The following is a 19,571-nucleotide window of genomic DNA, read 5'->3' on the forward strand; positions in this document are numbered from 1 at the left end:
CATATTAAGTGCATAACGCAGACACTTTGCAAATTGGAGATATATAAATGACTGCAGCACAAAAAGAAACATTAGGCTTTCAAACAGAAGTAAAACAATTATTAAACTTAATGATTCATTCTCTTTATTCTAATAAAGAAATATTTTTACGTGAGCTTGTGTCAAATGCATCAGACGCAGCAGACAAGTTACGCTTTTTAGCATTATCTCAAGGTGACCTTTACCAAGGTGATGCCGATTTACGTGTTCGTATTAGTGCAGATAAAGAAGCAAATACAATTACCATTTCAGATAATGGTATTGGTATGACGCGCGATGAAATCATTAGCTCATTAGGTACTATTGCAAAGTCGGGTACTGCTGAGTTTTTCAAAAACTTAACGGGTGATCAAAGTAAAGATTCACAGTTAATTGGTCAATTTGGTGTAGGTTTTTACTCTGCATTTATTGTTGCTGATTTAGTAACTGTTCGTACACGCAAAGCTGGTGAAACAACCGCTTATGAGTGGGAATCTCAAGGTGAAGGCGAATACACACTTCAAGAAATTGAAAAAGAAGGCCGTGGTACCGACATTATTTTACATCTTCGCGATGAAGAAAAAGAATTTGCTGATGACTGGCGCCTACGTAGTATCGTTACTAAATATTCTGATCACATCTCAACGCCAGTACAAATGTTTAAAGCAGAAGTGCCAGAATCTGAAGGTGAAGACGGCGAAAAAATTCCAGCAGTACCAGGTGAGTGGGAAAGCATTAACCGCGCGACTGCATTGTGGACACGCGATAAATCAGAGCTTTCTGATGATGAATACAAAGAGTTTTACAAGCATGTAAGCCATGATTGGGAAGAGCCACTTAGCTGGGCACATAATAAGGTTGAAGGTAAAACTGAATACACTAGCCTTTTATATATTCCTAAAAAAGCACCTTTCGACTTATGGAACCGTGAACGTCAAAGTGGTTTAAAACTTTACGTACAACGTGTGTTTGTAATGGATGATGCTGAGCAATTCATGCCAAGCTACCTTCGCTTTGTAAAAGGCTTACTAGATTCAAACGATTTACCACTGAACGTATCTCGTGAAATTCTACAAGACAACAAAGTAACGCAAGCTATTCGTAAAGGGTGTACATCGCGTATTATTAAAATGCTTGAGCGTATGGCTAAAAACAAAGCTGACGATTACCAAGTATTTTGGAATGAGTTTGGTCAAGTAATGAAAGAAGGCCCAGCTGAAGATGCTGCCAATAAAGAAGCTATTTGTAAGCTACTTCGTTTTTCTTCGACACACACTGATTCACAAACACAAGATGTGTCGCTTGAGCAATATGTTGAACGCATGAACGAAGGCCAAGACAAAATTTACTACGTAGTAGCTGATACATTCACCGCTGCGAAAAACTCACCGCATTTAGAGATTTTCCGCAAAAAAGGCATTGAAGTATTACTACTAAGTGACCGTGTTGACGAGTGGATGATGAGTCACCTAACTGAATTTGCTGATAAGCAACTACAGTCGATCACACGTGGTGACTTAGATTTAGGTAAGCTTGACGACGAAGAAACTAAAAAAGCGCAAGAAGAGTCTGAAAAAGAAATGGCTGGCCTTGTTGAACGTATTAAAACAGCACTAGGTGATGACGTTAAAGAAGTGCGCTTTACGCACCGCTTAACAGATTCTCCAGCATGTGTTGTAAGCGACGACAACGACATGAGCTCACAAATGCAAAAGCTAATGGAGTCTGTTGGTCAAGCAGCCCCTGAAGCAAAACCTGTGTTTGAGCTAAACCCAGAGCATCAACTTGTTAAGCACTTAAATGACGAACAAGATGAAGATAAGTTTGCGCAGTGGTCACACGTTTTACTAGATCAAGCGCTACTTGCAGAACGCGGTACACTTAAAGATCCAACAGGATTTGTTACTCGCTTAAATAAATTGATGCTTGAACTAAGTAAATAAGCAAATAGCTATTTACTCAGTTAATAAAGTATAATTTATGTACTTTAAATAAAAGGGAACGTGTGTTCCCTTTTTTAATGCCCTGTAAACACCCCAACGGCTCATCAATTAGTATAAGTTGCTTGAGTATCGGCGGCGCTTGTGGAAGAATTCAGGCTTTAAAATAAATATCCATACTAGGGGACAATAATATGCGCATTATTCTTTTGGGCGCGCCGGGTGCAGGTAAAGGTACTCAAGCTCAGTTTTTAATGGACAAATACGGTATTCCACAAATTTCTACTGGCGATATGTTACGTGCGGCAATTAAAGAAGGCACGCCACTGGGTCTAGAAGCAAAAAAAGTAATGGATGCTGGTCAACTAATTTCTGACGATATTATTATTGGTTTAGTTAAAGAGCGTATTACTAAAGCGGATTGTGAGAAAGGTTTTTTACTTGATGGCTTCCCGCGTACAATCCCGCAAGCGGATGCAATGAAAGAAAATGGCGTAGTGGTTGATCACGTTATTGAATTTGACGTGGCTGATGAAGTCATTGTTGAGCGTATGGGCGGACGTCGCGTTCATCCTGGTTCTGGTCGTGTTTACCACGTTGTTTATAATCCACCAAAAGTGGAAGGTAAAGACAACGAAACTGGCGAAGACTTAATTGTTCGCGCTGATGATACTGAAGAAACAGTACGTAAACGTTTAGGTATTTACCACGAGCAAACTATGCCATTGGTTGATTACTATCAAGCAGAAGCGGCTGCTGGTAATACTCAATACCACAAACTAGATGGTACACAAGCTGTTGAAGCTGTAAGTTCACAACTTGGTGAGCTTTTAGGTTAATTATAAAAGCACATTAAAAAACCGCCAATTGGCGGTTTTTTGTTTTAAGGTTGTTTAGCATTGCTTAATCAGTGCTATTTAATCGGCTTTACAGCGTTTCAAGTTTCTCAATTACGCTGTTGTATTCTGGTTCAGTTGAAAGGCTACTAACTAATTGTTTATAAATGACGTTATGGCTTTCATCTAAAATAAATACAGTTCGCGTTAATAAGCCCATATCTTTAATTATCAATCCGTATTTTTGGCCAAAATCGCGCCAAACAGAATCTGATAACGTAGTGATTTTATCGATATTTTCAGCTTTGCAAAAACGCTTTTGAGCAAATGGTAAATCAGCACTAATTGTTAGCATTACAACACTTGGAAATTGCGAGGCTACTTTTTCATTAAAATGCTTAGTTTGCAGGCTACAAATACCTGTATCAAGACTTGGCACTACACTTATTAATACAGCTTGGCCTTTATAATCCTCAAGTGTCACTGGAATAAAGTTGTCATCAACAACTTTAAAGTTTGGCGCACTATCTCCAATTGAGATACCTTGACCTAATAAAGTGACTGGTTTGCCTTGTGCGGATACTTTTCCTGCATCAAGTGTGTTTTCTGGATAGTCGGCTGCAATAGCCACAGAACAAAATGCACTCAAAGCAAAGGCAAGTGAACGTAACATAAGGTATTTCCTTTTAAATTAACGCAATGGGCGTCAGTGTATTATACTGGGCTTTAGTTACCAAGTGATTAAACCTGCTTAATAGAGTGGGTATTAGCTCTGAAATATAAAAATTGTAACTATGCTAAACTTTGATTAACATGAAGTTACAAAAGATATCTTCAATAATAAAAATAAAAACCATCATAAAATGATTTTAATGCTCATTACTGGTTTAGAAACAGAGAGATAATATGTCAACATCGGTATTAATATGTGATGACTCGAAATTAGCTAGGCGTCAGCTAGCTCGCTCATTACCTGAAGATTGGGACATTAAAGTTGAATTTGCACTTGACGGCGTTGATTGTATAAAGCAAATAAAGTTAATTGAACCAGAGATACTTTTTCTCGATTTAAACATGCCAGAAATGGACGGTTATGAAGTTTTAATCGCTATGAAAGAACAGGGGCTTAATATTCTCACTGTTGTTGTCTCTGGTGATATACAACCAAGTGCACACCAAAGAGTGCTTGAGCTTGGTGCTATCGATTTTATTCAAAAACCATGTTCTCCCGAAAAACTAGCCAGCATAATTGAACACCATGGGATTAAAGATAAAGCCATGCGTGAGCGTCTCTCTCATTCGCTAGGAGAGCAAGTCGACCCTGATGTTCGGGATATATACCAAGAGCTAACTAACGTTGCTATGGGGCAGGCTGGGGATTTACTTGCACGTCTTCTTAATGTATTTGTAGAGTTACCAATTCCTAATGTGAATATTTTGGAAGTTAATGAACTTGATATGGCGCTGCAGTCTATAGATAATAACGCAGCTACATCGGGTGTGTGCCAGGGCTTTATTGGCGGTGGTATTTCGGGCGAGGCGCTATTACTTTTAAATGATTCAAGCTTTAAAGAAATAGCTTCTTTGATGAACTATGACGGCGAGTTAAACGATAAAGTTGAACTTGAGCTGCTTATGGATATTAGTAATATTTTGATAGGCGCTATTTTAACGGGTCTTTCAAAACAGCTCGATATGTCATTTAGCCAAGGGCACCCGATTGTACTTGGCCAACACAGAGATGTATCTGAGTTGGTTAAATCAAACAAGTCACGTTGGCAACGCACCCTTGCAATAGAGATTAGTTACGGTATTGAAAACCATGATATAAACTGCGACCTCATGCTGTTATTTACTGAAGATTCACTTAAAACTTTGAAATACAAAGTTGCTTACCTATTAGAAGATTAAGTTATGGCCGCTGATTTAGAAATGAATGAGATCCATTGGTTAATGGATATGTTTAATACCGTTGATGTAGGCCTTGTGGTACTCGATAGGGATTATAAGGTGTGTGTATGGAATGGTTTTATGGAAAACCATTCAGGGCTTCTACCAAGCGCAGTAAAAGATAAAGATCTATTTGATTTATTTCCTGCAATAGACGAAAAATGGTTTAGAAGTAAATCTGAGTCGGTTTTTGTTTTAAAAAACCGCTCTTTTACGATTTGGGAGCAGCAGCCATACATTTTTAGGTTTAAAAATTATCGACCTATTACTGGTAAAGCTGATTACATGTATCAAAATGCGACATTCATCCCTCTTACCAATACGATGGGCGAAGTTAGCCACATTTGTATTATTTTGTATGATGTAACAGATGTCGCGGTAAATAAAAAAGAGCTTGAAGAGTTAAATAAAAAATTAGAACAAGTAAGTCAAACAGATAGCTTAACGCAGCTTGCAAACCGTGGACACTGGGAAGGTACGCTACGCCAAGAGTTTTTAAGAGTTAAGCGAAGTGGTGGCTGTAGTACATTATTAATGTTTGATATTGATCACTTTAAAAAAATAAATGATGAATATGGTCATAGCTGTGGTGATGAATCGCTTCGTCACTTATCTAACTTACTACGTACGACGCTGCGCGAGACTGATGTTGCAGGGCGCTATGGCGGTGAAGAGTTTGCAGTGACATTGCTTGATACAGATAAAGAAGGCGCTTTTGTATTTGCTGAGCGTTTAAGGGTATTGATTGAAAGTAACCCTGTTAAGTATAAACACTTTGAAATAACAATGACGGTAAGTATAGGGCTGGCTGGTAGCAGTAATGATTTTAAAAATCATGAGCGCTGGATAGAGGCTGCAGATAAAGCACTGTACCAGTCTAAAAATACAGGGCGAAATAAAGTAATAGCCTACGAAGATATAAAAAATGACGCTTAAGCGTCATTTTTTATATCCAGAATTTAGGGTTAAATAATACCGTGTTTTTTTACAATCTGCTGAGCAAATCCAATCAGTATGGGAATTGTATTGCCCTTCATTATTGTGTTGTGTGTCGAGAGTCATCTATTGGGCATTGACCAATCATTGAAACCTCACCAGAATTTGACTCTTGCTCTAGTTTTACTTTAAAGCCCCATAATCTGTAAAGATGCTTAAGCACTTCCTCGTGCGAGTTTGCTAAAGGAATATTGTTATGAGGTACATAGCGTAGGGTTAATGAACGGTCACCTCTAATATCAACATCATACACTTGAATGTTAGGCTCATGATTACTTAAATTGTACTGCGCTGAGAGTGCTTCTCTCACTGCCTTATAGCCGTTGTCGTTATGTATTGCGCCAATTTCTAGATGGGGATTATTAGTATGGTCAATAATAGTAAATAATTTAAAATCACGAATTAACTTAGGCGATAAAAACTGGCTAATAAAACTTTCATCTTTAAAGTTTTCCATTGCAAAATACAGTGTATCTAGCCAGTTACTACCTGCATATTCAGGAAACCAGCGTTTATCTTCTTCAGTTGGGTGTTCACATATTCTGCGAATATCAACCATCATATTAAAGCCTAAAGCATATGGGTTAATGCCTGAATAATACTTACTGTTATAAGGTGGCTGATAAACTACGTTGGTGTGGCTTTGTAAAAACTCTAACATGAAAGAGTCGGTGAGCTTTCCCTCATCATATAAGTGATTAAGGATGGTGTAATGCCAAAAAGTTGCCCAGCCTTCGTTCATTACTTGAGTTTGCTTTTGTGGGTAAAAGTATTGCGAAATTTTACGAACAATACGTATCACTTCACGTTGCCAAGAATCGAGTAATGGGGCATTTTTTTCAATAAAATACAAAATATTTTCTTGAGGTTCAGAAGGGAAATGGCGAACTTTCTTTTTGGTTTCTTGCTGTTGCTCAGGAATAGTTCGCCATAATTCGTTTACTTGCGATTGAAGGTAGTCTTCGCGCTCTTGTTGGCGTTTTTGCTCTTCAAATAGCGATATTTGTTGTGGACGTTTGTAGCGATCGACCCCGTAATTCATTAATGCATGACATGAGTCGAGTAGGGCTTCTACTTGTGTAATACCATGCTTTTCTTCACAGCGGCTTATGTAGTTTTTAGCAAATACCAAGTAATCAATAATTGAACCTGCATCGGTCCAGGTTTTAAATAAGTAATTACCTTTAAAAAATGAGTTATGTCCGTAACACGCATGTGCCATTACAAGCGCTTGCATAGGTAGGGTGTTTTCTTCCATTAAGTACGCAATACAAGGGTCTGAATTTATCACTATTTCGTAAGCGAGACCCATTTGTCCGCGCTTATAATTTTGCTCTGTTTGAATGAACTTTTTACCGTACGACCAATGACTGTAGCCAATAGGCATACCAACGCTTGAATAAGCATCCATCATTTGCTCTGCGGTTATCACTTCAATTTGATTAGGGTAGGTGTCTAACCTGTAGTGAGCTGCAACACGGGCAATTTCACCTTGGTACTCATCTAATAAATCAAAGGTCCAATCTGGGCCATCACTCAATCGTTTATCATTCATAATGTTACCTCGCTTTAGGCTATGCAGAGTTTTGCTGTTGACGACCTTTTTTAAATAGCTCCCTAAAAATTGGGTAAATATCTTCAACGCTTTGGATATGCTGTATAGCGAAATTATTATGGCTGTGTGCTATAGATTCATATTCGCGCCATAGGCTTTGATGAGCACGAGTGGTTATTTCAATATAAGCAAAATAGCGTACTGCGCTTAAGAGCTTATTACGTAATATTTCACCACACTGCGGGGTGTCGTCCGCCCAGTTATCGCCATCAGAGGCTTGTGCGGCGTATACATTCCACTCGTTTGCGTGATAACGCTCTTTTATTATTTCGTTCATTAATTTAAGAGCGCTTGAAACAATAGTGCCGCCAGTTTCTTGGGAGTAAAAAAACTCTTGTTCGTCTACTTCTTTAGCTTGTGTGTGGTGGCGAATATAAACAACTTCTATGTCTTTATAACTGCGCGTTAAAAATTGATAGAGCAAAATATAAAAACGCTTTGCCATGTCTTTTGTTGGCTGATCCATTGAGCCTGACACATCCATAATACAAAACATCACGGCTTTGCTGGTGGGGTGAGGGCGCTTTTCGTAATTACGAAAACGTAAATCGTAGTTATCAATAAACGGAACCGACTTAATTTGCACTTTTAATGCTGCAATTTCTTTTTGTAATAAAGCAATTGCCGCTTTATCGTTATGTGGACCAGCAAGCAGCAGAGCAAGTTGTTCTTCGAGCTCTTTTAAACGGCGTTTTTTACCTGCACTCATGGCAACACGCCGTGCAAGCGAGCCTTGAAGAGAGCGTACAATGTCAATATTACTTGGCATGCCGTCGCTACAAAAACCTGCGCGATGGGTTTTCATTTGCACTAACTTATCAAGCTGGTTCTCTTGTAAGTTAGGAAGTTCTAGATCTTCAAACAGTAAATCAAGGTATTCATCTTTTGATATTGAAAATACAAACTCATCTTGTCCCTCGCCCGAATCGCTGGCGTCACCTTCACCGGCACCACCGCCTTGTCCGCCTTTAGGGCGCTCAATTTTATCACCTGTAGAAAACTGATCGTTACCAGGGTGAATTTGTTCTCTATTCCCGCCTTGCCCTTGATGAAATGTAGGTTCGCTGATATCGCGTTGTGGAATAGAAATACTCTCACCAGAGCTTGAATCGGTAACGCTGCGTTTGTTAATCGCATCTGAAACCGCTTCTTTAATTTGTTTTTTATAGCGCCTAATAAAGCGCTGGCGATTAAGCGTACTTTTATTTTTTCCGTTTAAACGCCTATCTATAAAATGCGCCATATTGACCTCCTATATACTACGACTATGAAGGTTATTGCGATTTTCTAACCCGTAAATACCACTCAGAAAGCAAGCGAACTTGTTTTTGTGTATAGCCTTTTTCGACCATACGGTTCACAAAGTCTTCGTGCTTTTGCTGATCCTCTGCAGACGTTTTAGTATTAAACGAAATAACAGGGAGTAAATCTTCGGTATTAGAGAACATTTTTTTCTCAATCACCGTGCGTAGTTTTTCGTAGCTTGTCCATAGTGGGTTTTTACCGTTGTTGTGTGCACGGGCACGCAGTACAAAGTTCACTATTTCATTACGAAAATCTTTAGGATTGGAAATTCCTGCTGGCTTTTCTATTTTTTCAAGTTCAGCGTTTAGCGCTGCGCGGTCAAATAGTTGCCCTGTATCGGGGTCGCGATATTCTTGGTCTTGTATCCAAAAATCTGCATAAATAACATAACGGTCAAAAATATTTTGTCCGTATTCTGAGTACGATTCTAGATAAGCGGTTTGCAGTTCTTTACCTATAAACTCGACATATTGTGGAATTAAATAGCCTTTTAAAAAGCTTAAATAACGCTCTTCTATTTCACTTGAAAATTGCTCGCGCTCTATCTGTTGCTCAAGCACATAGAACAAATGCACCGGATTTGCAGCAACCTCAGTGGTATCAAAGTTAAACACACGGGACAAAATTTTAAACGCAAAGCGGGTAGAGAGCCCCGTCATACCTTCATCAACCCCTGCGTAATCACGATACTCTTGATACGATTTTGCTTTAGGGTCGGTGTCTTTTAGGGTCTCGCCATCGTATACCCGCATTTTAGAATAGATACTTGAATTTTCTGGCTCTTTTAAACGTGATAGCGTCGTAAATTGCGCCAATGTTTTGAGTGTACCCGGTGCACATGGCGCGTTGTATAGCTCGCTGTGCTCAAGTAATTTGTCGTAAATTTTAATTTCTTCAGTCACACGTAAGCAATAAGGGACTTTTACAATATAAACACGGTCTAAAAATGCTTCGTTGTTTTTATTGTTTTTAAAGGTTTGCCACTCAGACTCATTAGAGTGAGCGAGGATCATGCCATTAAAGGGCAGGGCGCTAATACCTTCTGTGCCGTTATAGTTACCTTCTTGGGTGGCGGTAAGTAAAGGATGCAGCACTTTAATAGGCGCTTTAAACATTTCTACAAATTCCATCAGCCCTTGGTTAGCTAAACATAAAGAGCCAGAGTAGGCGTATGCATCAGGATCGTTTTGGGCAAAGTGCTCAAGCTGGCGAATATCGACCTTACCAACCAGTGCTGAAATATCTTGGTTGTTTTCATCTCCTGGTTCGGTTTTGGCAATGCCTATTTGGTTTAAAATAGAAGGGTAGCGTTTAACCACTCTAAACTGGCTAATATCACCATTGAACTCTTTTAAGCGTTTGCCAGCCCAAGGCGACATAATGGTTTTTAAGTAGCGCGGTTTAATACCGTATTCTTTGCTGAGTACGTCTGCATCTTCGATAGGATCAAACAAGGAGAGGGGGTGGTCGTTTACAGGAGACCCTTTAATTGAATAAATAGGCACTTGTTGCATTAAATACTTTAGTTTTTCAGCAATGGATGATTTACCCCCACCAACAGGTCCAAGTAAATAAAGCACTTGTTTGCATTCTTCTAGCCCCTGAGCCGCATGTTTTAAATAAGAGACTATTTGCTCAATGGCGTCTTCCATACCATAAAAATCAGCAAAGGCAGGGTAGCGCGCAACTACTCTATTTGAAAATAATCGACTTAGTCGTGCATCCGTTGCGGTATCTACCATGTGTGGTTCGCCAATTGCCATGAGTAGGCGTTCTGGTGCGCTGGCGTAGGCAGACTTATCGGTTTTACAAATCTCAAGAAATTCAGCGATACTGTATTCTTCTTCCTGTGCCGCTTCGTATCGTGCTTGGTAATGCTCAAAAATCGTCATAATAACCTCCGAAACCCGCTGTAAAAAGGTGCTTACCTTTTAAAGTCTAGTCACGAATGTGTATTTTTGTGCAATAAAATTAAAAATTTAAGTGAAAAAAGATCATGTTACTAAAAGCGTTTTATTAAATGATGAGGCGCTTAGGTGTGATAAACAAGAAACAAAAAAAGACGCCTAAGCGTCTTTTTTACATTAGCGTTTAAAGGCTAATTAAGCGAAGTTAGCGTTCGCGAATTCCCAGTTAACAAGCGACCAAAAACCTTTAAGGTAATCTGGACGAACGTTACGGTAATCGATGTAGTAAGCGTGTTCCCATAAATCCACTGTAAGGATTGGAGTAACGCCATCATCAGTTAATGGTGTAGCAGCGTTAGATGTATTAACGATGTCTAGTGAACCATCAGCAAGCTTAACTAACCACGTCCAGCTTGAACCAAAGTTATTTACTGCTTTGTCATTTAATGCATCTTTAAACGCATCAAAAGAACCCCATTTAGCATTGATTGCATCAGCAACTGCGCCAGTAGGCTCGCCGCCGCCGTTTGGAGATAAGCTGTTCCAGTAAAAAGTATGGTTCCAGATTTGTGCTGCGTTGTTAAATACGCCGCCTTCTGATGAACATACGATCTCTTCTAGAGATTTGTTTTCAAACTCAGTACCAGGGATTAAACCATTAAGCTTAACCACGTAAGTGTTGTGGTGTTTGCCATGGTGAAACTCTAGCGTTTCTTTTGAAATATGTGGCTCAAGTGCGTCGATTGCATATGGTAGTGACGGTAGTTCAAATGCCATTTTTTTATCTCCATCTTCTTTGGTTGATAGTCCATTTGGTAATACGTAATGCCTGTTGAAACAGAGCAGTTACCTATACCAAGCGGTAATATAGTGTTACTATAATTGTTGAGTATTTTACTCAAGTTTAAGCAAACAGCAATGCTATTGCGAAAGACTATTTCAATTGCGGCTTTATTTGCCCATTTTAAGTTATATATTTGTGGTCACGATGAGTTATTTTCAAGACCTAAATATATTTAGCTATCGTTACTTTGAGGTTGTAGATGGAAACCATTGATAAAATTAAACAGCAAATTTCAGAAAATCCAATAATCCTTTTCATGAAAGGGTCACCAAAATTACCAAATTGTGGTTTTTCTTCACAAGCATCGCAAGCGTTAATGTCATGTGGTGAACCATTTGCATACGTTGATATTTTACTTAATCCAGACATTCGTGCTGAGCTTCCAGCATACGCAAATTGGCCAACATTCCCACAACTTTGGGTAGATGGCGAATTAGTTGGTGGTTGTGACATTATTATCGAAATGTTTCAACGCGGTGAATTACAGCCGTTAATTACAGAAACTGCTGCTAAATATAAAGAAGCTGACGCAGAGTAATTTATTACTCAACCTGAACTCAGGTTATTAAGCTCTTTAAACACAAAGCCACTTTTTAAGTGGCTTTGTTGTTTTTAATTTGTGTAAATTTACGAATAAGGAAGGCTCACTTGAACGTTTAAGCCGCCCTCTATTTTGTTATGTAAACTTATATGCCCTTGGTGCGCTTCTGCTATTTCTCTGCATAAGGCTAGCCCTAAACCACTCCCCGTACTTTTTGTTGAATAAAAGGGCACTAAAGCATTTCCCATTACTTGCTCGCTCATTCCTTTACCGCAGTCGCTTACATTTATAACACATGCTTGGGGTACAAACTCGACCTGAATATGTATTTCATTGGCATTGGAACCTGACTCGTGCGAATTTTTTAATAGGTTTATGAGCAGCTGCTCGAGTTGTGTTTGATCAGCTTGTAATTCATTGTGTGAATTTTTTATTTCGTAGCTAAATTGCCAGTGGTTTTTTAAATTATTGAGGGTGTTTTGCCAGTTAACCCGCGTTTTTTGTGGCTGAGGTAATTTAGCAAACTTGCCATAGCCTTGTACAAATTCAGTTAAATGACTAATTCGCTCATCAATAGTTGCAAATACACGGACAAGACGAGGCTCATCAACTTTATTTGCGAGCAATTGTGCGCTGTGTAGCATGGATGACATAGGGCCGAGTGAATTATTTAATTCGTGGCTAATAATGCGTATTACTTTTTTCCACACCGCAACTTCTTGACGACTAAGTTCACGGGTTAACTGTTTAAATATATATAAATGATGCTTTTGATTATTAAGTAAAAACTCCCCAGTGGCTAAATGCCAAGTTTGCGAGTCTTGATTCTCTATTTCTATATTAAAGAGGCCATCAATACCGTGCTCTATAGCTGCTACTAATTGCAGAGGCGAATTTTCGAGTAATCTACTTAGCTGCATACCTTCAAGGCGAGTTGCGCTATTAAATAAACTACGGCTAATTAAATTACTAAATACCACCGTATTATTATCATTGACCAGCAATAACGCTTGCGGCGAGCTTTGCAAAACTTTATCAAGCATTAACTCGCGCTGGTAAATCCATTGTTTTTCTTGGCGAAGCTGTTTTGCGGTTTGATTATAAAGTTGGCATAGTTTTCCAAGTTCATCATTACTTTTATACGCAAGCAAACTGGAGAGCTCACCATCTTTAAAATTAAGTAATCCGGTTTCAAGCGATTGCATGCCAAGCTTTATTGGCTTGGTGAGAGCTCTTGAAAGTAGAGTGCTAAATGTAAGCGTTAGTAATATTAAAAACAGAGTGTAGTAAATATCAAAGCCACTTAGCGCGGCAATAATAACAACAGGCAGCGCGCTACAAAGTCCGCAAATTAATATAACCTTTTGGCTTAGGGTAAAGTGGCTAATAATGCTCGGCATTAATAATCAATACCCATTTTTTGTAATCGACGATAAAGTGCTTGTCGACTTAAACCAAATTCACGGGCCACTTTGGCTATAACACCTTGATGAGCGCGCATTGCGTGTTCTATTTCCTGTTTGGTAGGCTCTGCTTTTGCTTCTTGTTGAGCAGTAACCGGTGACGATAGTGCAAAGTCATCGACTTTAAGCGCACCTGTAGGTTTTAGTACCGCTACACGCTTACAAGCGTTTTCTAGCTCTCGAACGTTACCTGGCCATTTGTAGTGTTGAAGTGCTTGCTCTGTGTTTATAGTCAGCTCTCGGTGAGGTAAAAAATGGCTAATAAGTGCTAAAACATCATCTTGTCTTTCGCTTAGGGCAGGCACATTGAGCTCAATTACATTAAGGCGATAATATAAGTCTTCCCTAAATCGACCTTGTTGAATTGCTTGTAGTAAGTTCTCGTTAGTGGCCGATATAACCCGCACATTTACCTTTCGTGTTTGTGTTGAGCCTAAACGTTCAAACTCGCCGGTTTGTAGTACGCGTAGTAATTTTATTTGTCCTGAAAGTGGTAAATTACCAATTTCATCTAAAAATAACGTACCGCCATCAGCTGCTTCAAATCGACCAATACGTTGTTTGGTTATCCCCGTATATGCACCGGCTTCAGCGCCAAAAAGCTCGGCTTCTATAAGTTCTTGCGGTAGTGCACCGGCGTTTACCTTAATAAAAGGCTGCGATACAAGCGGGGAGTTTTTTTGAATAATATGCGCAATACACTCTTTGCCACTCCCATTAGGGCCTGTAATTAATGCAGATATATCAGATTTAGCCACTTGAAGCGCCATAGTAACCAGTCGTTCCATCGCAGTACTTTTAAATATTAGCCCAGCAAGGTCTGCATTTTTAAATGTACCTTCACGTTCTTGTTGATGGCGATTATGCGTCGCCATTATTTTTTTAGCACTGCCTAGCTCTATTAAATTACTGATACAAACTAGTAGTTTTGCATCATCCCAGGGTTTTGGTAAGTAATCAGCAGCACCTGCTTTTACAAGCTCAATGGCGGTGGCAAGTTCGGTCCAGGCTGTAATAAGTATAATAGGTAGGTGTGGGTTTATTTCTCGTAGTTCATAAAACAACGCTTTACCTTCTTCGCCAGAGGTGGTGTCACTGGTAAAGTTCATGTCTTGAATTACAAGCTCAATTCGCTGATAGCGAACTATTTGCAAAGCATCAAATGGATTTGTTGCAGTGACTACCGAAAAATCGTGGATCTCGAGCAACAATGAAAGTGCGTCGAGTACTGCTTGGTTATCATCAACAATGAGTATTTTATGAGTCATAGGTTATTTTTATAATTTTTTAATGGCTACACTGCCTTACTAAGCAGTGTAGCATAGTGATTTACATATTATTAAATAGTGCGAGTTGCGATACTGGGCGAAATATTGGCAGCGCGTTTAGCCGGCGCTAATACTGCAAGTAAACTCATTAAAAATACGGCAATGGCGGTAACGGCTATATAACTTGGCGGTAGTGCGGCTACAGAAAAATACTGCATTAACATTTTCCCAAGTAGTATTGCTGTTACTACACCTAAGGCTAAACCTAGGCTACAAATTAATGCATTTTCTACTAAAAAGTAGCTAACAATAGCTGACTTTCTTGCGCCAAGTGCTCTGCGTGTACCAATTTGCTTAGTACGTTTGCTAATATTAAATAAGGTTAAGCCAAAAATACCGAGAGCGGTTATAAGCACTAAAATAGTGATTAATACTATGAGCATGCGCATCATAAGGCGATCTTGAGCGGTATACTCATTTTTTAATTCATCAAGCCCTTTAATGTTGTTAATAACGCGTTTGCTGTAATTTTCGAGCATAGCATTTTCTATTTCTTTCATTACAGCTGCTCGCTGACCAGGCTTAGTACGAACGGCAACTTGTGCATAACTTGCTGCTTTAATATAAGGAATAAACGCAAGATTATCGGGTTTACTGTCTTTGAGCCACGGGCCTTTCATTTTTCCGATCACGCCAATAACTTTAAGTGGTAGGTCACCAAAATAAACTATTTTCCCTAAACCATCTCCATCAGGGTAGAGCTCATCAAGTAAGGCTTTAGTGACTATAGTGACGTTGGTGCGCTTTTGTGTAATTTCGTTTGTAACGAGCACTTCATCTTCGGTAAAGTTTCGCCCTGCAATTAAGTTAACGCCGTAGGTATTAATAGCATGATCGTCTATAAAAATATAAGCGGCCCTGACACTTAGGCCTTCTTGTGGGGCAGGTTTTAAATTAAAGCTCGAAGCGCTGCCACTCCCTGATAGTGGAATACTACTGCTTAATGCGGCATCGACCACGCCTGGCATTTTTCTAAGCATGCTTTCATCAAGCTCAAACTGCTGACTTAAGTTAATATCAGTACCAAAGGTCATTACATTAAACTTAAATATATCTTGTTCAGGGTAGCCCGTTTCTTGGTTTAAATAACTAATTCTATCTTGAATGATAAATGCAGCATTACTGACTATGGCTGTGGTAATTGCAATTTGAATTAGCAGTAATACAGCGCCCACCTTTGAGCGGCATAAGGCGTTAAATATAGGTTTTATTTCTAACATTGTGACATTCCTTATTGGCTCTTAAGATAAATAGCAGGATTGGTTTTACACACTAACCAAGCTGGGTAAAAACCAGCTAAAATGCAGGTTGTAATTGCAATCAATGGGGCGCTCAATAGCATGGTTAAATCCATTGTCGCTAAGTTTTCATAGTAGTCGTAGCTTTGCCCTACGCCCATTAAACCAAGTTGTGCTAGTACAATTCCTAGCATGCCACCTATAAAGCCAAGCATGGCGACCTCAACTAAGTGCTGTAAAAATATTTGCCTTTTACTAGCACCTAATGCGCGTCTTACACCTACTTCTGGCGCTCTGCGTAAAAACTTAGCTAAAAGTAAACCTAAAATATTGGCTAAGCAGACACCTAAGAACATAAAGCTCAGGCCCACTAAAATTTTATTGTCTTCGGTGACGACGTTGTTGTATTGCATCCATTGGTTTACATCGCGAAGTTTATACTCAAGTTCTTTACGATTAAATCGACCACGTTTTTGTTGTTCTTGCATATAGGCTAATAAGTAATTTTGATAGGCTTGTTTTTGTTCAAGCGTATTTAGCTCTGCCCAAAACTGGATCCATACTTGCTCAGATTGCAGTTTATCTGCAAAGGTTGGTGTGTTTTCGTGTTTCCATCCGTTGCTATTGCCCCAACTTACTAGCTCTTTTGTCTTTATTAAGCTAAAGGGCATAAATAATTCTTCTACTTGATTAAATGCACCGTTATTTAAATCATAATATTTAATATTGAGAGGCCAATGGTTAATAACACCAACTACTTGATAGCTTGCATCATCTAAGTAAATCAGTTCTCCGACGGAGTTTTGTCCTGCAAATAGTTTATCGTTTATCTCTTGGGTAATAACAACCACAGGTGCGCCAGAGTCTTCTTGCTCTTTGCTCCAAGCCCCTCCGTATAAAAATGACAAATTAAACATGCTAAAAAACTCAGGCGTTGTCATGCGAGCATTACCTATAAAAGGTTTTATTTTGTCGGAGTCTAGATAAACTGAGAAACCGGTACGTATCATAGCCACTTTTTTCTCTGGCGTGGGTGCGTTTAATAAGTTCTCTGCATCTTGATAGGTCAGTTGCAGTGGCATGTTATCTTCTGTCCACCACGTACTACCATCGTCCATTGTTTGTAATTGCACACTGTAAAGTTGGCTGCTTTTTTCTGGTATAGGATCGGCCGACATCATGTGATAAACACTAAGGCTGGTCATTGTTATGCCTATACCTATCGCAATGGCAAGTACCATTAAAAAGCTAACCAATGGGGTGCGCTTGAAGCTGCGCCAACTTAAATCTAAATAATGAATAAACATTAGTTAAACCCCCGATGCTGTTTTTATAGTTTGCGCGCCTTGATAAAGTGTAAAGTCGGCAAGTTGCCCATCAACTACTTGAATATTACGCGGAGCACGGCGGGCTAATTCGCTATCATGCGTTACCATTATTATAGTGGCACCGTCGCGATTTATTTGCTCAAGTAACTCCATAACTTGGCGAGCCATTAAGCTGTCAAGGTTACCTGTTGGCTCATCGGCAAGTAAAAAACGAGGTTCACCAGCAAGCGCACGAGCTATTGCCACACGTTGTTGCTGGCCACCGGAGAGTTGCTGAGGTAAGTGTTTAGCGCGAGATGCTAAACCAACTTGTTCAAGGCATTGCTCAATTCGACGTTTTCGCTCATTTGCTTTAATCCCTCTATAGCGAAGAGGAACTTCTATGTTTTCATATAAATTTAAATCGGGGATTAAATTAAAGCCTTGGAATATAAAGCCAATTTTTTGATTCCGTAAATCAGCACGTTGGTTATCGTTTAGGCTGCCAACATTAACGCCATCTAACAGGTACTCACCTTCGTTAAAAGGCTCGAGCATACCTGCAATATTTAAAAAGGTTGTTTTTCCTGAGCCGCTAGGACCGGTAACAGCAATAAATTCGCCTTCGTTTACTTGCAGGTTAAAGTCTCGAAGCGCATGGGTTTGTACCATTTCTGTTTGGTATACTTTACTTACATTGTTCATTTGTAACATGGTTGTTCCTAATTATTTTTAGCGTTGGTTGAGAACGTCTGTTTAATTTAATAAAATCGTATCGGCTTGCTTAAAGTCGCTGTAGCTTGAAATAATAATTTCATCGTTTTCTTTAACACCGCTTAAAAGTTCAACCGCATTAATGCTGGTGGCGCCGATTGTAATAGGTATACGCTTTGCAATATTGCCTTCTACCTTATAAGCAAAAATTCCGCCTTGCTGCATAAAAGCGCCGCGTTTTACTTGCATTACACCTTCTCGGTTGTCGAGTAAAATACGTGCAGTTAAGCGTTGGTTTTGACGGATGTTGTTAGTAACACCTTTAAATCGGACGCGTGCTGTTACTTCACGATTATTAACTTCTGGTGATATGGCGGATAAATTCCCCATCACTGTTTCATTGCCTAACTTAAGCTCTACTTCCATACCGAGTCCTAATTCGTTGGCGTAACTTTCAGGTACTTGAAGTTCCGCTTCGAAATTACTTAAGTCGACGAGAGTCATAAGAGGTTGGCTTTGCGTCACTGCGGCTTTTTGTTGCACTAATAGGTTACCCACGATCCCAGTAACGGTAGCCTTAATAGATAGGTTGCTTACTTTTCTGATTAAATCATCAACGATAAGTTGTTGGCGGGTCACATCACTTTTAGCAGCTTGTAGTTCAAAAGCGAGCGTGTCTTTGGCAAGCAATACCTCTTGTTGTGCATGTTTATAGGTGAGTCTTGCACGTGATAAATCATCAACTGCTTTTTCAAGATCAATTTGGCTAATTAAGTGCTTTTGAATTGATAACTGCGCGCGGCGATTTTCGCGCTCAGCGGCGTTAAGCTCAACTTGTGCCATATCGAGTGTTTTATTTAAAGTGAGTGTTTGGCGTCTTGCTTGCAAATACTGCCTTTGCTGCTCGCCTTGTAGTCGTTTAAGCACAGATTCTTGTTGCTTTAATTCGTTAGTTAACTCAGGGCTTTGTAGCAGGGCAAGTGTGTCCCCTTGCTTTACTGTATCGCCGGCCTTTACTTTTAAATCTATAAATCCACGTTCTGGACTGTAGATTTTAGGAGCATTAGCAGCAACAATTTTACCACTGGCGGCAATATCTCGAATGAGCGCTTTAACATGTACTTTTGCAACCTGTACTTTTGAGCGGCTAATAGAGCTTTTAGCGCTATGGTTAGTTAAAAAAATATAAGCAATTGTAGAGGCTGCAATGAAAATAACCGCAGTGATTATCGCGTATTTTTTATAGCTTATAGGTGCCTTTACTTGTACGTCTTGTGCGCTGGTATCTTTAATCATTTAATTCCCCCTACATTGCTTTTATGTATTTTTCGCACAGCAGTAATAAAGCAGCTGTGCAAATGGCGGCAATAGGAGAGAGCAAAAATAAGCTTAGAGTAAACATGGTAATTCCAATTAGCGATTATATGTAAAGCTATACGATTAATATGCCAACTATTATCACATTGATATTAAAGTGCTTTTTATTTTTTGTTCATGAAAATGATGTCCGCGGACAGTTTTTATGTCCGCATCGGACACCGCTTTAAATAAAAATTCACTATTAATGTA

The 19,571-nt window shown here is 39.3% G+C and carries 16 protein-coding genes; 5 read left to right on the plus strand and 11 right to left on the minus strand.

Annotated elements, in window-relative coordinates; genetic code table 11:
• Positions 1 to 47 precede the first annotated feature (47 nt).
• Together htpG and adk are read left to right on the plus strand one after the other, a co-directional pair.
• Entirely contained in the window at positions 48 to 1,961 is a 1,914-nt protein-coding gene (gene htpG, locus H5092_RS13305; RefSeq protein WP_024596357.1) for a molecular chaperone HtpG, read from the plus strand.
• Between the two features lie 191 nt (positions 1,962 to 2,152).
• Positions 2,153 to 2,797: an adenylate kinase gene (gene adk / locus H5092_RS13310; RefSeq protein ID WP_076924125.1), complete on the plus strand. Its 645-nt coding sequence runs from the start codon at positions 2,153 to 2,155 to the stop codon at positions 2,795 to 2,797.
• Between the two features lie 88 nt (positions 2,798 to 2,885).
• Here the strand turns inward: adk and tpx are convergent, their stop codons facing one another.
• The gene (gene tpx, locus H5092_RS13315) at positions 2,886 to 3,467 is read right to left on the minus strand and encodes a thiol peroxidase (RefSeq protein WP_182197265.1); all 582 of its coding nucleotides are present in this window, start codon (positions 3,465 to 3,467) and stop codon (positions 2,886 to 2,888) included.
• A gap of 233 nt (positions 3,468 to 3,700) precedes the next feature.
• Between tpx and H5092_RS13320 the strand changes: the two genes are divergently transcribed.
• Entirely contained in the window at positions 3,701 to 4,705 is a 1,005-nt protein-coding gene (locus tag H5092_RS13320; RefSeq protein ID WP_024590825.1) for a response regulator, read from the plus strand.
• Between the two features lie 3 nt (positions 4,706 to 4,708).
• Positions 4,709 to 5,680 carry a diguanylate cyclase gene (locus tag H5092_RS13325; RefSeq protein WP_182715822.1) on the plus strand — a complete coding sequence of 324 codons (972 nt, stop codon included), beginning with the start codon at positions 4,709 to 4,711 and terminating at the stop codon, positions 5,678 to 5,680.
• Between the two features lie 100 nt (positions 5,681 to 5,780).
• Here the strand turns inward: H5092_RS13325 and H5092_RS13330 are convergent, their stop codons facing one another.
• From H5092_RS13330 to H5092_RS13345, 4 genes are all read right to left on the minus strand, one after another.
• Positions 5,781 to 7,295, minus strand: coding sequence for a SpoVR family protein (locus tag H5092_RS13330; RefSeq protein ID WP_182720079.1), 1,515 nt, complete (start codon positions 7,293 to 7,295; stop codon positions 5,781 to 5,783).
• A 19-nt stretch (positions 7,296 to 7,314) separates the two neighbouring features.
• Complete coding sequence (locus H5092_RS13335; protein ID WP_182733685.1) at positions 7,315 to 8,598, minus strand: YeaH/YhbH family protein; 1,284 nt, start codon at positions 8,596 to 8,598, stop codon at positions 7,315 to 7,317.
• 31 nt (positions 8,599 to 8,629) lie between these two features.
• Positions 8,630 to 10,552 (minus strand): PrkA family serine protein kinase, encoded by a 1,923-nt coding sequence (locus H5092_RS13340; protein WP_007375848.1) that lies wholly within the window; start codon positions 10,550 to 10,552, stop codon positions 8,630 to 8,632.
• Positions 10,553 to 10,762: 210 nt separating this feature from the next.
• On the minus strand, positions 10,763 to 11,344 hold the full coding sequence (locus H5092_RS13345) for a superoxide dismutase (RefSeq protein WP_002960323.1): 582 nt from the start codon (positions 11,342 to 11,344) through the stop codon (positions 10,763 to 10,765).
• A 266-nt stretch (positions 11,345 to 11,610) separates the two neighbouring features.
• Here H5092_RS13345 and H5092_RS13350 point away from each other — a divergent pair, with 266 nt between their 5' ends.
• Complete coding sequence (locus tag H5092_RS13350) at positions 11,611 to 11,949, plus strand: Grx4 family monothiol glutaredoxin (RefSeq protein ID WP_004335359.1); 339 nt, start codon at positions 11,611 to 11,613, stop codon at positions 11,947 to 11,949.
• Positions 11,950 to 12,038: 89 nt separating this feature from the next.
• On the opposite strand, the gene H5092_RS13355 is transcribed toward H5092_RS13350, so the two are convergent.
• From H5092_RS13355 to H5092_RS13380, 6 genes are all read right to left on the minus strand, one after another.
• A complete protein-coding gene (locus tag H5092_RS13355) occupies positions 12,039 to 13,352 on the minus strand; it encodes a PAS domain-containing sensor histidine kinase (RefSeq protein WP_182733686.1) in 1,314 nt (437 codons plus the stop codon).
• Entirely contained in the window at positions 13,352 to 14,683 is a 1,332-nt protein-coding gene (locus tag H5092_RS13360) for a sigma-54 dependent transcriptional regulator (protein ID WP_182733687.1), read from the minus strand. The genes H5092_RS13355 and H5092_RS13360 overlap by 1 nt, the downstream gene beginning before the upstream one ends.
• Before the next feature lie 71 nt (positions 14,684 to 14,754).
• Entirely contained in the window at positions 14,755 to 15,963 is a 1,209-nt protein-coding gene (locus H5092_RS13365; RefSeq protein ID WP_182733688.1) for an ABC transporter permease, read from the minus strand.
• An 11-nt stretch (positions 15,964 to 15,974) separates the two neighbouring features.
• Positions 15,975 to 17,288 (minus strand): ABC transporter permease, encoded by a 1,314-nt coding sequence (locus tag H5092_RS13370; protein WP_182733689.1) that lies wholly within the window; start codon positions 17,286 to 17,288, stop codon positions 15,975 to 15,977.
• Between the two features lie 3 nt (positions 17,289 to 17,291).
• Entirely contained in the window at positions 17,292 to 18,002 is a 711-nt protein-coding gene (locus H5092_RS13375; RefSeq protein WP_182693985.1) for an ABC transporter ATP-binding protein, read from the minus strand.
• Between the two features lie 42 nt (positions 18,003 to 18,044).
• On the minus strand, positions 18,045 to 19,298 hold the full coding sequence (locus H5092_RS13380; protein ID WP_182733690.1) for an efflux RND transporter periplasmic adaptor subunit: 1,254 nt from the start codon (positions 19,296 to 19,298) through the stop codon (positions 18,045 to 18,047).
• Between the last annotated feature and the right edge of the window lie 273 nt (positions 19,299 to 19,571).

Origin of the sequence: Pseudoalteromonas sp. SR41-7 (assembly GCF_014163935.1) — a bacterium.
Lineage (GTDB): Bacteria > Pseudomonadota > Gammaproteobacteria > Enterobacterales > Alteromonadaceae > Pseudoalteromonas > Pseudoalteromonas distincta.

Coding starts and splice junctions, on each gene's coding strand:
- htpG (WP_024596357.1), top strand. CDS start 48: ATGACTGCAGCACAAAAAGAAACATTAGGCTTTCAAACAGAAGTAAAA.
- adk (WP_076924125.1), top strand. CDS start 2,153: ATGCGCATTATTCTTTTGGGCGCGCCGGGTGCAGGTAAAGGTACTCAA.
- tpx (WP_182197265.1), bottom strand. CDS start 3,467: ATGTTACGTTCACTTGCCTTTGCTTTGAGTGCATTTTGTTCTGTGGCT.
- H5092_RS13320 (WP_024590825.1), top strand. CDS start 3,701: ATGTCAACATCGGTATTAATATGTGATGACTCGAAATTAGCTAGGCGT.
- H5092_RS13325 (WP_182715822.1), top strand. CDS start 4,709: ATGGCCGCTGATTTAGAAATGAATGAGATCCATTGGTTAATGGATATG.
- H5092_RS13330 (WP_182720079.1), bottom strand. CDS start 7,295: ATGAATGATAAACGATTGAGTGATGGCCCAGATTGGACCTTTGATTTA.
- H5092_RS13335 (WP_182733685.1), bottom strand. CDS start 8,598: ATGGCGCATTTTATAGATAGGCGTTTAAACGGAAAAAATAAAAGTACG.
- H5092_RS13340 (WP_007375848.1), bottom strand. CDS start 10,552: ATGACGATTTTTGAGCATTACCAAGCACGATACGAAGCGGCACAGGAA.
- H5092_RS13345 (WP_002960323.1), bottom strand. CDS start 11,344: ATGGCATTTGAACTACCGTCACTACCATATGCAATCGACGCACTTGAG.
- H5092_RS13350 (WP_004335359.1), top strand. CDS start 11,611: ATGGAAACCATTGATAAAATTAAACAGCAAATTTCAGAAAATCCAATA.
- H5092_RS13355 (WP_182733686.1), bottom strand. CDS start 13,352: ATGCCGAGCATTATTAGCCACTTTACCCTAAGCCAAAAGGTTATATTA.
- H5092_RS13360 (WP_182733687.1), bottom strand. CDS start 14,683: ATGACTCATAAAATACTCATTGTTGATGATAACCAAGCAGTACTCGAC.
- H5092_RS13365 (WP_182733688.1), bottom strand. CDS start 15,963: ATGTTAGAAATAAAACCTATATTTAACGCCTTATGCCGCTCAAAGGTG.
- H5092_RS13370 (WP_182733689.1), bottom strand. CDS start 17,288: ATGTTTATTCATTATTTAGATTTAAGTTGGCGCAGCTTCAAGCGCACC.
- H5092_RS13375 (WP_182693985.1), bottom strand. CDS start 18,002: ATGTTACAAATGAACAATGTAAGTAAAGTATACCAAACAGAAATGGTA.
- H5092_RS13380 (WP_182733690.1), bottom strand. CDS start 19,298: ATGATTAAAGATACCAGCGCACAAGACGTACAAGTAAAGGCACCTATA.